Below are 13,214 nucleotides of genomic sequence, written 5' to 3' on the forward strand. Positions count from 1 at the left end.
TGCGTGTTCGCGGCCCCTTCTGTCTCGCGTCCGAGCCGTCGAGACTCGCGCCTACGGCGCATGCGCTTCGACGACTCGGACGCGAGACGGGCCGCGAACGTCGCTCGTAAGACTCGCTCCGTTGTGGCCGGATTATGCGGTCGATCTCGAGTGCCCCGAGTCTTGCTGTCTTGTCTGGACTTTCACCGCGTTGCCAGTCCGGCGCGCATGTGGTTCACTTCCCGCAGAGATGCGATCGGCGGGCGATCGCGAGGGTTCTGTGTGGGGGGATCGATCCTTTCCAGCGGGAACGGCGAACGGCCGCATGGTCGTTCGCCGCTCCTGTCTCAGGGGCCAAGCGTCTCACCAGGGAAAACTGTGTGTGACCGAGTCGGTCGCACCCGGGAAGGGATTGCGAAAAGTGAAACATCGTAAGCCGAGTCGGACGCAGCGAGCGATGGCGAGCACATCGTTGCCGCTGGCCACTGCGGCGGCCGTGGCCACGCTCTTCGCGGCGCCGGCGGGGGCAGTTCCGGATCAGCCGAGTACACCGACCCCCCCGGCGCCCGCGCCTGCCGATCCGGGCAGCACCGCGCCGGCGGATCAGGGCCAGCCGGAGACCACCAAGCCGGAGCCGGGTAAGCCGGACACCAAGCCGTCGCCGACGCCGAGCCAGCCGGGTGTCACCACGCCGGATCCGAACCAGGTCATGCCGAATCAGCCCAGGGATCCGAAGCTGTCGACGCCGACCCAGCCGGGTGTCACCACCCCGCGCGTCGCGCCGCTGCCGGTTCCGGGACAGACCGGCCCCGCGATCCCCGCCGTGGTGCCGGAGACGGCTCCCGGTGCGGAGGCTCCGAAGCCCGCGCAGCCCGGCACCACCGCGCCGGGTGCGAACACCCCGAGCGGTCCGAACGCCCGGACTCCGCAGCAGCCGGAGACCGACACGCTGGTGCAGCAGCCGCGCTGGGAGGCTCCGCGCTTCCAGCAGGCGCCGGCCGCGCCGGTGGTCGAGATGGACGGGCCGCACCAGGAGATCGGCGCCAATATCGACGGTGGCTCGCTGGCGCCCGGCTACGTGGCCAACACCCACCACTTCAACAATGCCGCGGGCTACGTCGGCACCATCGGGTACCGCACCCCGACCGGTCAGGGCGAGGCCGGTGTGTCGGTCGAATACATCGGCGCCAACACCGTCAAGGTCACCTCCTACACCGGTGGTGAGGGTCTGGCCGACAACAAGACCGAGGTCGTCCTCGACACCACCCAGGCCAACATGGCCAAGGCCGCTGTCGAGCACTGGATTCGGGAACAGCCGGGCGGCGTGGCTGCCCTCGAGGCCGCCGCGCAAGTTAAACTTCCGGTGCCGCCAGGCGAACTGGCTCCGCAGACGGTCAACGTTGCCGGGGTCACCACCCAGTGGGGTGGGTCACTCCAGTACTGACACGAGCTGATTCGACGGGTGGGGCGGTCGTTCTCGACCGCCCCACACGTGTGTCCTGGGGAAAGGATTTGGTGTGGGCTCCGAGGGTGATGGCAGGGACAACGAATCCGACCGGACCGGGTCGGAATTCGGACCCCCGTTGGACGATTTCGGCCCGCCGGTCTCCGAATTCGGGCCGCCGGTCGGCGAATTCGGGCCGCCGACGGGTGAGCAGGCTCGACCGCAGTGGTCGGTGCCCGAGCCCGGCACCGATCATCCCGAGCTGATCTGGCGTCCCGCCGACGAACCGCCGACGGTGCCGCCGCCACCCCCGCAGTACCGCGCGCCGGATACGACCGTGTTCGGCGATGCGCCGCCACCGCCGCCCCGCCAACCGGAGCCGCCGACGCGCCGACCCGAGCCTCCGGTCGAACCGGATCCCAGCGAGGCCACCGTCCGGCACGCGACCCCCGCCGCCGGCCAGCGTGACACCTGGTGGAACAGCCCCACCGAATCCGGCGGGGTACCGAAGCCGCCGTCCGAGCCGTCGGGCCTGTCCTGGGCCGACGATCCGATCGCCAAACGCCTTGCGCCGAAGCTGATCTCCGACACGATCACCGCGACCCCGAACCGGCACAGTTCGCGCGGCCGGTGGATCGCGCTCGGTGTGCTCGCCGCGATCGTGGTGGTCTTGGCGCTGGTGGTGACCTTCGTCGCGGTCAGCCGCGACGACAACGGCAGTCCGAAGGCGGCGCCGCCCGCCCCGCCGAGCACCTCCGCCGCGCTGAGCTGCCCCGCGAGTAAAGACGGCAAGGTGACTCGCGGCAACGGGCAGGGCGACACCTCGTCCGGCCCCGGTGCGATCCTCGGCTTCCAGTACGAGTTCTACGTCGACCGCAATGGTGAGCGCGCGCGCAGATTCGTCGCGCCGGATGCCGAGAATGTGTCGACGGCCGAGGTCATCCAGCAGGCCATCAATGAACAGATTCCGGTCGGCACCACGCATTGCCTGCGGATTGCCGAGTCGGCGGCCGACACGTTCGAGGTGGACCTGACCGAACATCGCCCCGACGGCACGACCAATGTCTACCGGCAGACCATCATCACGGTGGTCCGGGATGGCAAGACCGTGATCTTCGCCATCCGGGAGCGCGCCTGAGCTCTCAGATCATGGGATGAATATTTCACAATTTGGTAGCGGTGTGCGACAGTGGGGTTTCGCGTCCCCTCGGAGGTTTCCATGTCGCCGATCAATCCACCGCTCGCAACCAAACTGGGCGGACTGAAGAGTTCGGCGATTCGTGACCTGCTCGAGCTGACCACGCGCGAAGAGGTGATCAGCCTCGCGGGCGGTTTGCCGGATGCGGAGTTGATGCCCCGGGAGCGGCTCGTCGCAGCGGCCGATGCGGCGCTGAGTGGTTCCGCGGTGTTGCAGTACACCGGGTCGCGCGGGTGGCCTCCGCTGCGCGATGTGCTGCGCCGGCGGGAGTCGGTGAAGCTCGGTCGCGCGGTCGGGCTCGAAGAGGTTTTCGTGACTCATGGTTCGCAGCAGGCGCTTTCGCTGCTCGCCGAGGTGCTGCTGGATCCGGGCGCGCTGGTGGTCGTCGAGGATCCGGCGTATGTCGGTGCGCTGCAAGTGTTCCGGGCGGCCGGTGCGCGGATTGTGGCGGTACCCCTGGATTCCGAGGGAATGCGGCTGGATGTGCTGAAGGAACTGCTGGTGCGTGGAGAGCGTCCCACGGTCGTGCACACGGTGAGCAATTTCCACAATCCGGGTGGCGTCACGATGAGTCCGCCGCGTCGTCGTGAATTGGCCGAACTCGCCGATACCTACGGGTTCTGGGTGATCGAGGACGATCCGTACGGTGAGCTCTGGTTCGACCGGCCCTCTCCCGATCCCGTGGCAACCTACTCCCGCAACGTGATTCGGCTGTCCAGTGCCTCGAAGATCCTCGCGCCCGCGCTGCGGGTCGGCTGGATGGTGGCGCAGGAGCGAATCTGTCGCGCGGTCGAATTGCTGAAACAGGGTGCGGACCTGTGCGGTTCGGCGCTGACCCACCAGATCGCCGCCGACCTGCTCACCGACGAAACCTGGCTGACCGGCCACGTCGAGGCTGTCCGCAGCGCATACGGCGACCGCGCCAAGGCGCTCGTGCACGCCGTGCGCACCCGCTTCGGCGACCGCGTCACCTGCACCGACGCCGCCGGTGGCATGTTCGTGTGGGCCGATTTCACCGACGGCACGGACACCGATCGGCTGCTGCCGCGAGCCCTGGAGCACGGGGTCGCCTTCGTGCCCGGTTCGGCGTTTGCCGTCGACACCGACTACAGCCACTCCATGCGCATGTGCTTCACCACTTCGGACGCGGCGACATTGGCGGAGGCGATCGACCGGCTGGCTCGCGCGGCCGAATAGTCGTCAATCCACCCAGTTGTAGGTGCGCTCCACGGCCTTGTTCCAGGCAGCAAGGTGAGTTTCGCGATCCGTCGCCGACATCGCCGGCTGCCAGGTCTTATCCGCGGCCCAGTTGGCGCGGATGTCATCGGTGCTCTTCCACAGCCCGACGGCGAGCCCGGCGGCATAAGCCGCACCCAGCGCGGTGGTTTCATTGACGACCGGGCGGACCACCGGCACATCGAGGATGTCGGACTGGAACTGCATGAGCAGATCGTTGCCAACCATGCCGCCGTCGACCTTGAGGGTGGTCAGTTCCAGCCGCAGCTGCTGGGATTCGGCATCGGCGCGCATCGCGTCCATGACCTCGCGCGTCTGAAATGCGGTGGACTCCAACACCGCTCGCGCCAGATGCGCTTTGTTGACGAAGCGGGTCAGGCCCGCGATCACGCCGCGGGCATCCGGGCGCCAGCGCGGCGCGAAGAGGCCGGAGAACGCGGGGACGATGTAAGCGCCGCCATTGTCCTCGACGCTGCGCGCCAGCGGTTCGATCTCGTCGGCTGCGGAAATGATGCCGAGATTGTCCCGGAACCATTGCACCAGTGAGCCGGTCACCGCAATGGATCCCTCCAATGCGTAGATCGGCGCCTCGCCGCCGAGCTGGTAACAGACCGTGGTGAGCAGGCCGTGTTTGCTGAATACCGGCGTCGTTCCGGTATTGAGCAGCATGAAATTGCCGGTGCCGTAGGTGTTCTTGGCTTCGCCGGGGGACAGGCAGGCCTGGCCGAAGGTCGCCGCCTGCTGGTCGCCGAGAATGCCCGCGACGGGTATGCCCGCCAATGGACCGGAGCCGATCTCCGCGTAGATCTCCGACGAGCTGCGGATCTCGGGCAGCATCGACCGCGGTACCCCGAATTCCGCGCAGATCCGCGAATCCCATTGCAGCGTACGCAGATCCATCAGCATGGTGCGCGACGCGTTGGTCACATCGGTGATGTGCCGACCGGTGAGCTGCCACAGCACCCAGCTGTCGATGGTGCCGAAACACAGCTCACCTGCTTCGGCCCTGGCTCGTGCGCCCTCGACATTGTCCAGAATCCAGCGCAGTTTCGGACCGGCGAAGTAGGTGGACAGCGGCAGACCGGTGCGGTCCTGGTAGCGCGTCGCGCCGAATTCGCCGCCCAGTTCGGTGACCAGACGGTCGGTGCGGGTGTCCTGCCAGACGATCGCGTGATGAATCGGCTTGCCGCTGGCCCGATCCCACACCACCGTCGTCTCGCGCTGATTGGTGACGCCGACCGCATTGATCTCATCGGCGGCGATACCGGTGCTCCGCAGCACCTCGCCGAGGACGAATTCGGTATTGCGCCAAATGATTTCCGGATCGTGCTCGACCCAGCCCGGCCGCGGAAAGATCTGTTCGTGCTCGCGCTGCGCGATGCCGACGACACGGCCCTGTCGGTCGAAGATAATGCACCGACTCGAGGTCGTGCCCTGATCAATGGCGGCCACATAGCGACGCATTCGTGCAGGCTACTAAAACCGACGTGGCCGGCGGGGAAAACGACGGAGCGCGCCGCGCATCACATCGCGACCAGCAGGTTCTCGGACTAGTGTTGAGGTCGGTTACCGGCGAGTAGCGCTGATTATCGGCTGCGGGCGACACGGCTTCGGCCCCGACACGGGATCGTCGCCGATTCCCTTAGCCTGTACAACAGAAGACCGCCCCCCGACTGAGCAGCTCGATCGTGTGCCCGAAAGACCACAAACGTCGTCTGAACCCCGGCGCCGGGGTCGGCTGGAGGTATCGAGCATGACCAAGCAACCGGAATCGCAGTTCCTCGGACCCGAGCAACGCGCGACGGCATGGGAGCGCTTCGGCAAGGACCACTTCGACGTGGTCGTCGTCGGGGGCGGTGTGGTCGGCTCGGGTATCGCGCTCGACGCGGCCACGCGCGGTCTGAAAGTCGCACTGGTCGAGGCGCGCGATCTCGCTTCCGGCACCTCCAGCCGGTCCTCGAAGATGTTCCACGGCGGACTGCGCTACCTGGAGCAACTGGAACTCGGGCTGGTGCGCGAGGCGCTGCGGGAACGTGAACTCGCACTCGCCAGGCTCTCGCCGCATCTGGTGAAGCCGCTGCGCTTCCTCTACCCGCTGACCCGCCGCGGCTGGGAACGCCCGTATGTGGCCGCCGGACTGGTGCTCTATGACACCATGGGCGGCGCGAAATCCGTTCCCGGCCAACATCATCTATCCCGGCACGGCGCACTGCGGCTGGCGCCGGGTTTGCGCCCCGACTCGCTGATCGGCGGCGTCAGCTACTACGACACGGTCGTCGACGATGCACGCCACACCATGACCGTCGCCCGCACCGCCGCGCACTACGGCGCGGTGATCCGCACCTCCACCCAGGTGGTCGGCTTTCTGCGCGAGGCGGACCGGGTCGTCGGGGTGAAGGTGCGCGACAGCGAGGACGGCCGCACCGGCGAAATCCGTGCCCACGTGGTGATCAATGCGACCGGTGTGTGGACCGATGAGGTCCAGGCCCTTTCGCACAATCGCGGCCGCTTCCACGTGCGTGCGTCCAAGGGAGTGCACATTGTGGTGCCGCGCGACCGCATAGTCAGCGATGCCGCGATCATCCTGCGCACCGCGACCTCGGTGCTGTTCGTCATCCCGTGGGGCGCGCACTGGATCATCGGCACCACCGATACCGATTGGAAGCTGGATCTCGCCCATCCGGCGGCGACCAAGGCCGATATCGATTATCTGTTGGATCGGGTCAACCAGGTGCTGGTCACCCCGCTCACGCCCGCCGATATCGACGGTGTCTACGCGGGTCTGCGGCCTTTGCTTGCGGGAGAAAGTGATTCGACTTCCAAACTGTCGCGCGAGCATGCGGTCGCCCGGGTCGCGCCGGGGTTGGTCGGCATCGCGGGTGGCAAATACACCACCTACCGGGTGATGGCCTATGATGCGGTCGACGAAGCGGCACAGGATATTCCGGCGCGTGTCTCACCGTCCATCACCGATAAGGTTCCGCTGCTCGGCGCCGACGGCTACTTCGCGCTGATCAATCAGACGGTGCAACTCGCCGAGGTCTATGGCGTGCATCCGTACCGGATCAAGCACCTGCTCGATCGCTACGGTTCGCTCATCGACGAGGTCATGGGCATGGCCGACGGCAAACCCGAACTGCTGCAACCAATTATGGACGCACCGTCGTATCTGCAGGTGGAAGCCGTCTACGCGGCCGCCGCGGAAGGCGCGCTGCATCTGGACGATATTCTGGCCCGCCGGACCAGGATCTCCATCGAATACTCGCACCGCGGCGCGAACTGCGCCGAACAGGTGGCCAATCTGGTCGCGCCGATACTCGGTTGGGACGACGACGAAATCGACTGGGAGGTAAGCACTTACCAAGCACGCGTCGAGGCGGAGATCCGCTCCCAGACCCAGCCGGACGACCCATCCGCCGATGCCCTGCGCATCGCGGCCCCCGAACCGCGCGCGGAGATCCTGGAACCGGTCCCGTTGGACAGCTGAGAGCTAGACAGCCGGCGGCGGCAGCATAATCGAGGTGATCGTGCCGCCACCGGCGGCCGGTTCCATTGTCGCTGTGCCACCGTGCAATTCGGCGATCCATGCCACCAGCGCCAGCCCGATCCCGCTGCCGCGCCCACCGCTCACCCCGCGCGCGAACGGACTGCTCGACAACTGCGGAGTCAAACCCGCCCCATGGTCACGCACGCTGATCCGGCCATCGGCCACATGCACCTCCACGGGCGCACCGCGATTGACCGCCCCGTGCGTGATGGCATTCTCGATGAGATTGCGCACCGCAAGGCTCAGCAGATTCGGATCACCGACCACCACACTGGGATTCGCCTGCAGCACAATATTTTCCTGCGGAAATTCCTCGACCACCGATTCGGTGAGCTGATCGAGCAGCAGCTGCACTTTTTCCATGGTGGTGACGCCCGCCTGCATTCGCGCACGCGCCAGCAATCCCGAGACGATCCGCTCCATCCGACTGCCCAATGCTCTGGCATCGACCAACGCCCGCTCGACCTCGTGCGGATTGCGGCGGCGTGGCGCGGTGACCAAACCGAGAGTCGTTAGCGGCGTGCGCAATTCGTGTGCGGCATCCCCGAGAAACCGCTCCTGCTCTTCGAGCAGCACAATGGCCTGCCGCATGCTCCGGCCCGAGAGCAGATGTCCGGCCACCGCGGACAGCACGACCAGCGTGAGCCCGCCGACGACGAGCCCCCAGATCAGCAGCGCCCGATCACGGTCGAACGCACCGGGATTCGTGCCCGCGATGACCACGGCCTTGGTCTCGGACTCCTCCCAGGTGATGGGTGTCGCCGCGATACGGACCAAGCGGCCCGCACCGTCGTATCCGTCGCGGAAGACGGTCTCCCCGGCCAGATCGGCGTCATCGGCGAGTCCCGCGATGCCGTCGTCCTTGGGCAGCCAGGAGCGCAGATGCGCGAAATTCTCCTGCCACCTGCCATTCCCAGGCGCGCTGAGCACCACCACTGCGACTTCGCCGTTGGCCAGGGCGTCGTTCTCGAGCTGGCTCACGTCGATGGTTTCCTCGCCCTCGGGCAGGTTGACGGCGCGGAACAGCCCGCTCACCACCCGATCGAGGGAATCGTCGACCGCGGCCTCGCGCGAGCGGGTATCGATGGTCGCCGCGACGATGCCGAGAATTATCAGACAGGTCGCGGTGATGGCGGTGATCAGTGCGGTGAGCAGCCAGCGGGTGCGGCGCAGGCGGGCCACGGCGGGGCGGGCATCCGCCGTGGAAATCAAGGTGCGAATGAGTCACTTCCGATCATGAAACCGGTGCCGCGCACGGTCTCGATCACCGGCGGTGCGCCGAGTTTGCGCCGCAGCTGCGCTATGACGGCGTCGACGACATTCGATGCGGGTTCGGCCATTTCGTCCCAGCAGCATTCGATGAGTTCCGAACGCGATACGACGCTGCCCGCGCGGGTCGCGAGCAGTTCGAGTACAGCGAATTCCTTCGGAGTCAGCGAGCGCAGAATGCCCGCGCGTTGCACCCGGCGGCGCGGTAGGTCGATATCGATATCGCCGAGCACGATCCGGGCCGGCGCCGGATGTTCGCGCCGCCGCGACAGCGCACGCACCCGTGCGGCGAGTTCCGGCAGTGCGAACGGTTTGACCAGGTAGTCATCGGCGCCGTGCTCGAATCCGGCTATGCGATCGGCCAATGCGTCGCGGGCGGTGAGCATCAGGACCGGCACCCGCTGACCCCGCGCGCGGTGCGCCGCGACCAACTGCAGGCCGTCGCCATCGGGCAGGCCGCGATCCACGACGAGCACGTCGTAGCCGTTGACGGAGATCTTGAAATCGGCATCCGCGAGGTTGGGGGCAAGGTCAACCGCGAAACCGGCCGAGCGCAGTCCCGCGGCGACTTCCATGCCGAGACCTTCGTCGTCCTCGATCACCAGCACTCGCACGAGGTCAGAGAATAAGGTATTTCACACCCGGTGCGCATACTGGTGTCCGAGTGCTCAGTAGGTGTACAGATCCCAGCCGTCGGCGACCTCGCGGCACTCCCACTGCGTGCCACCGGTCTTCGGGGAGTTGCCGTCGGCGGCGCAGGCGTCGTAGGTCGCGTAGTTGCCGATGAAAGGGGTGTGCATCGGGGTGGGCGCGGCCGACGCGGCACCGGCTGCGGCGACGGCACCGAGGGTGAATATTCCGGCGGCAATCGCGGAGCGGATCTTCATGGTTTTCCTCTCTTTCGCGCGGGTTGTTCCCGCGTCGGGACAAGAAAACCAATGCGTCCGTGAGAATTTCGTGATGACGCTGAAACCGCTGTTCAGTGCTCCTTTTTCGGGGTTTCGACATGGGTGGCCCAGGCCAAGATCGACCGGATATAGCGCAGTACCAGCTCATCCGGGTACCGCTGTGGGTCGGCCAGATGCAGCCGGGCCAGTTCCTCCAATGCCGCGAGCATGATTCGCTCGGTCGCGCCATCCGGATCGACGGTGACGCCGGCATGGCGCGACAGATGCCGCGCGCCGATCGCCCGCGCGTAGGCCCGGCCGAGTTCGAGCCGGTCGCGCAGATCCGGCGGTCCGCCGTCGGGTGGGCTGAGGATGATCCGCCAACTGGTCGGCGCGGCATGCAGATAGGCGAGAATGCCGCGGCCGATCCGATCCGCATCGTCATCGGTGTCCGACCAGTCGAGAGTGCCGATACCGGCCAGTGCGATGGCGGATTCGCGATCCACCAGCGCGGTCATCAGCCCGGACAGATCGGTGAACTGCTGATACACCAGTGCCCGTGCGACCTCGCCCTCGCGTGCGACCCGATCGATGCTCACCGCGCCGAAGCCGTCGGCGGCGACGATATCGCGCGCCACATCGAGTAGCTGTGCGCGCCGGTCGGCCGCGGACATGCGGCGCTTGGGCGTGGGACAGGGCTTCGCGGTGGGCTGCTCGGACGTCGAGCGCTCCGTGGTCACGGCAACGACGGTAGCGCAAGCAGTAGCTCCACCGCCTTGGCAGCGCTCTGCACCGCACTCTCCATGGTGGCCGACCAGTCGGTCGCGGTCCAATCGCCCGCTAGCACAAGCGTCGGCACCGAGGTGCGCTGATCCGGGCGCAGGCCGTGCGTGCCGAGCACTTGGGAGAAGGTCGCCTTCGGCATCCGAACCACGTGTCCCTGAACGACTTTCGCGTTTTCAGCGGCCGGGTAGTAGCGGCGCAGCAGGCGCATCTGTTCGTCGATTATCTGCTCGTTGGTCTTGTGGATCTGCTCGTACGCGCCGCTGGTGGTCAGGCAGTACAGCCAGGCCTGGTCGGTGCTCCGCCCGGTCATCCGCTGCCGGTCGAAGACCTCGTCGATGACACCGGTGCCGCCGATCAGCGCCTCGAACTCGGCCTTGGTGCCGAGCGGGCGGTCCAGGTACAGGTTGGTGCTGACGATCGGTGTAACACCCAATTTATCTGCGGCGGCATAGATTTCGGAATGTTCGGGCAGGTCGTCGAGCAGTCCGCCGATGTTCGAATTCGGTACCGCGCAGACAACGGCATCGGCCGGGACGACCGAACCGTCGGCGAGCACCACCCCGGTCACCGCGCCGTTGTCGATATTGATCCGGCGAGCCACCGCGCGGTGCCGGACCTCGACACCGTATTTCTCGAAAACCTTTTGGGCCCCGGTGATGTAGAGCGTATCGAGGTCGGTGGTCGGATAGCCGATGGTGACCGGTTTGCGGTGTTTGATCCCGAGCCGGATGCCGGTGGCCATCAAATCGGCGAGGATCTTGGCCGATTCCTGCTGCACCGGTTCGGCCGCGAGACCGAGAGCGAGCCAGTCCCACAACGCTTCTCGCGCCGGAGCGGGCATACCGACTCGATTGAACCACTGTTCGGTGGTGAGATCTGCGAGATCGGCGGGTTGGTGCAGACACTGCCAGCCCAATCGCACCGTGGCACGGGCAGCGCGCAGCCGATCGAGCAGGCTCGCGTCGGGATGTGCGCCGAACAAGGTGCGCCAAGCGCCGAAGCCCTTGGTCGACATGGACGCGCTGCGCCCGTCCGGCCAGCGCAGCGTCGCGCGATGCGGGAAAGCGACGTATCGCCGGGTGCCGACACTGGTCAGGTAGCGGAATAGGTGGTCGTAACCGCTGGCGATCACATGCTGGCCGTTATCGGGAAGGTCATCGGCCGCTTCGACTTTCATCGCATGCGTCCGGCCGCCGAGTCGGCCGCGGCGTTCCAGCAGGGTGACCTGCTTACCCGCCTCGGCCAACCAGACCGCGGACGCGAGCCCGGCCAGTCCGCCCCCGATGACCACGTACCGCCGCGGATCGTTCGTGTTGCACTCCCTATATTAACTTACGTTCTGCAAGTTAATCGGGAGTGCTTGGGCCGTCAAGGGTTTGGTCAAACGCCGATCTGCTCCATGGCATGGAATTCGATCGAACTGTGCGCGGAGAACACCGTGACCTCGTCGCCGTGGTCGCGCACCAGTTCGCGCAGCCGCCGCTGATTCTCGATGCGGGCGGCGGGAAGTGTCTGCACATTCTTCTCGAACATGGCTGTTCCGAGCGGTTGTCGCGGACGAACCGGGTCGAGGACACCGGGATGGAAGTAGGAGTCGCCTGCGGACAGCAGCCAGCCGTTCCCGGTGTCGACGGCGACGCCCGCGTGGCCACGGGTATGTCCGGAGAGCGGGATGATCAGGATTTCCGGTGGCAGACCGGTCAATTCACGCACCGCGTCGAAGCCGAACCAGCTGTCACCGGTATCCGCGTACGATTCCCAGCGCGGACCGTGCCGGAACTGAGGTTCCTTGTAGCGCAAGCGTTCTTCGCGTGTATGCCCGCCCTGTAGGGCACGCAGTTCCTCGGCGTATACGTGCACCCGCGCGTGTGGGAAGTCGGCGAGGCCGCCCGCATGGTCGAGATCGAGATGGGTGAGGACGATGTCGCGGACGTCCTCGCGTCGGTAACCCAGCGCCTCGATCTGGCGCACCGCGGTCTGTGCGAGATCGAGGACCGGATTGGTGAGCCGGAGGAAGCGGCGGCCAAGCCATTCCTCGGGTCGGTGCACCGCCTGCTCGCCGACGCCGGTCTCCACCAGGACGAGTCCGGAGTCGAGTTCGAGGAGCAGACAGTGGCAGACCATTTCGGCGCGGCGGAAGATGCTGCCGGCGCCGTCGAGGAGTCGGCCGCCGAGTGGGCGCATGGTGCCGCAATCGAGGTGGTGCACGCGCATCAGGAGAGCTCCCGTTCGAAGGTGGTACGCAGGTGGGCGGCGACCGCGCGCAGCGGCGCGACATCGCGTTTGGTCTTGGCAAGCATCAGGGCACCCTCGATCGTGGCGAGGGCGACAGTCGAAAGTTCGGTGGCGCGCTCCTGATCGATTCCCTTGTCCCGCAGGTACTTTTCGATCGACTCCCGCCAGGATTCGAAACCGGTGACGCAGGCCTGCCTGATCGTTTCGCTCTCGCGCCCCGCGTCGAGTGCGATGGTCGCGATGGGGCAGCCGCGCTCGAAATCGGAATCGACGAGCAGTGCGGTGAGGACGTCGAAGACGGTGGCGATATCGCCACCGTCGGCGAGGATGGCGTCCAGCTGGTCGCGCAGTTGCCTGCTCGATTGGGTGAGGGCCTCGGCGGCGAGTTGTTCCTTGCCGCCGGGGAAGTGGAAGTAGAGCGAGCCCTTGGGTGCGCCGCCCGCGCTGACGAGTTGATTCAGGCCGGTGGCGTGATAGCCCTGGGTGTGGAAGAGGTCGGCCGCGGCGTCGATGAAGCGTTGGCGGGAGTCGGTGCGAGGTGCCACGCCCTCACGGTACGTGAACTATGACGACCGGTCTAGTTAGTTCGGGAAACTGGCGAATATTCGAGGTGGATGGTGGTGGATTCGGGGC

Annotated in this window: 11 protein-coding genes and 1 pseudogene; 4 read left to right on the top strand and 8 right to left on the bottom strand. The window is 66.6% G+C overall.

Going from position 1 to position 13,214, the window contains the following annotated elements; all coding sequences use genetic code 11:
- Positions 1 to 436: 436 nt before the first annotated feature.
- The 3 genes from OIE68_RS37550 to OIE68_RS37560 all read left to right on the top strand — a co-directional run bounded on the left by OIE68_RS37550 (position 437) and on the right by OIE68_RS37560 (position 3,818).
- Entirely contained in the window at positions 437 to 1,423 is a 987-nt protein-coding gene (locus tag OIE68_RS37550; RefSeq protein ID WP_327095651.1) for a hypothetical protein, read from the top strand.
- A 73-nt stretch (positions 1,424 to 1,496) separates the two neighbouring features.
- Complete coding sequence (locus tag OIE68_RS37555) at positions 1,497 to 2,561, top strand: hypothetical protein (RefSeq protein WP_327095652.1); 1,065 nt, start codon at positions 1,497 to 1,499, stop codon at positions 2,559 to 2,561.
- An 81-nt stretch (positions 2,562 to 2,642) separates the two neighbouring features.
- Positions 2,643 to 3,818: a PLP-dependent aminotransferase family protein gene (locus OIE68_RS37560; protein WP_327095653.1), complete on the top strand. Its 1,176-nt coding sequence runs from the start codon at positions 2,643 to 2,645 to the stop codon at positions 3,816 to 3,818.
- A 3-nt stretch (positions 3,819 to 3,821) separates the two neighbouring features.
- Here OIE68_RS37560 and glpK read toward each other — a convergent pair whose 3' ends face one another.
- On the bottom strand, positions 3,822 to 5,321 hold the full coding sequence (gene glpK / locus OIE68_RS37565) for a glycerol kinase GlpK (protein WP_327095654.1): 1,500 nt from the start codon (positions 5,319 to 5,321) through the stop codon (positions 3,822 to 3,824).
- Between the two features lie 289 nt (positions 5,322 to 5,610).
- Between glpK and OIE68_RS37570 the strand changes: the two genes are divergently transcribed.
- Positions 5,611 to 7,344: a glycerol-3-phosphate dehydrogenase/oxidase gene (locus OIE68_RS37570; RefSeq protein ID WP_327095655.1), complete on the top strand. Its 1,734-nt coding sequence runs from the start codon at positions 5,611 to 5,613 to the stop codon at positions 7,342 to 7,344.
- 3 nt (positions 7,345 to 7,347) lie between these two features.
- Here OIE68_RS37570 and OIE68_RS37575 read toward each other — a convergent pair whose 3' ends face one another.
- From OIE68_RS37575 to OIE68_RS37605, 7 genes and pseudogenes are all read right to left on the bottom strand, one after another.
- On the bottom strand, positions 7,348 to 8,616 hold the full coding sequence (locus tag OIE68_RS37575; RefSeq protein WP_327095656.1) for a HAMP domain-containing sensor histidine kinase: 1,269 nt from the start codon (positions 8,614 to 8,616) through the stop codon (positions 7,348 to 7,350).
- Positions 8,613 to 9,287 carry a response regulator transcription factor gene (locus OIE68_RS37580; protein WP_327095657.1) on the bottom strand — a complete coding sequence of 225 codons (675 nt, stop codon included), beginning with the start codon at positions 9,285 to 9,287 and terminating at the stop codon, positions 8,613 to 8,615. The genes OIE68_RS37575 and OIE68_RS37580 overlap by 4 nt, the downstream gene beginning before the upstream one ends.
- A 54-nt stretch (positions 9,288 to 9,341) precedes the next feature.
- A complete protein-coding gene (locus OIE68_RS37585) occupies positions 9,342 to 9,560 on the bottom strand; it encodes a hypothetical protein (protein WP_327095658.1) in 219 nt (72 codons plus the stop codon).
- Positions 9,561 to 9,652: 92 nt separating this feature from the next.
- Complete coding sequence (locus OIE68_RS37590; protein WP_327101965.1) at positions 9,653 to 10,234, bottom strand: TetR/AcrR family transcriptional regulator; 582 nt, start codon at positions 10,232 to 10,234, stop codon at positions 9,653 to 9,655.
- Positions 10,235 to 10,296: 62 nt separating this feature from the next.
- Positions 10,297 to 11,652, bottom strand: a pseudogene (gene hpnE, locus OIE68_RS37595) (hydroxysqualene dehydroxylase HpnE); the annotation flags it as partial.
- A gap of 74 nt (positions 11,653 to 11,726) precedes the next feature.
- On the bottom strand, positions 11,727 to 12,560 hold the full coding sequence (locus tag OIE68_RS37600) for an MBL fold metallo-hydrolase (protein ID WP_327095659.1): 834 nt from the start codon (positions 12,558 to 12,560) through the stop codon (positions 11,727 to 11,729).
- Positions 12,560 to 13,126: a TetR/AcrR family transcriptional regulator gene (locus tag OIE68_RS37605; protein WP_063038788.1), complete on the bottom strand. Its 567-nt coding sequence runs from the start codon at positions 13,124 to 13,126 to the stop codon at positions 12,560 to 12,562. The genes OIE68_RS37600 and OIE68_RS37605 overlap by 1 nt, the downstream gene beginning before the upstream one ends.
- Between the last annotated feature and the right edge of the window lie 88 nt (positions 13,127 to 13,214).

Source organism: Nocardia vinacea, assembly GCF_035920345.1.
Taxonomy (GTDB): Bacteria; Actinomycetota; Actinomycetes; order Mycobacteriales; family Mycobacteriaceae; genus Nocardia; species Nocardia vinacea_A.

Bases quoted from the DNA above. Each gene is read 5' to 3' on its own strand.
- OIE68_RS37550 (WP_327095651.1), top strand. From the start codon at position 437: ATGGCGAGCACATCGTTGCCGCTGGCCACTGCGGCGGCCGTGGCCACG.
- glpK (WP_327095654.1), bottom strand. From the start codon at position 5,321: ATGCGTCGCTATGTGGCCGCCATTGATCAGGGCACGACCTCGAGTCGG.
- OIE68_RS37590 (WP_327101965.1), bottom strand. From the start codon at position 10,234: ATGTCCGCGGCCGACCGGCGCGCACAGCTACTCGATGTGGCGCGCGAT.
- OIE68_RS37570 (WP_327095655.1), top strand. From the start codon at position 5,611: ATGACCAAGCAACCGGAATCGCAGTTCCTCGGACCCGAGCAACGCGCG.
- OIE68_RS37600 (WP_327095659.1), bottom strand. From the start codon at position 12,560: ATGCGCGTGCACCACCTCGATTGCGGCACCATGCGCCCACTCGGCGGC.
- OIE68_RS37560 (WP_327095653.1), top strand. From the start codon at position 2,643: ATGTCGCCGATCAATCCACCGCTCGCAACCAAACTGGGCGGACTGAAG.
- OIE68_RS37585 (WP_327095658.1), bottom strand. From the start codon at position 9,560: ATGAAGATCCGCTCCGCGATTGCCGCCGGAATATTCACCCTCGGTGCC.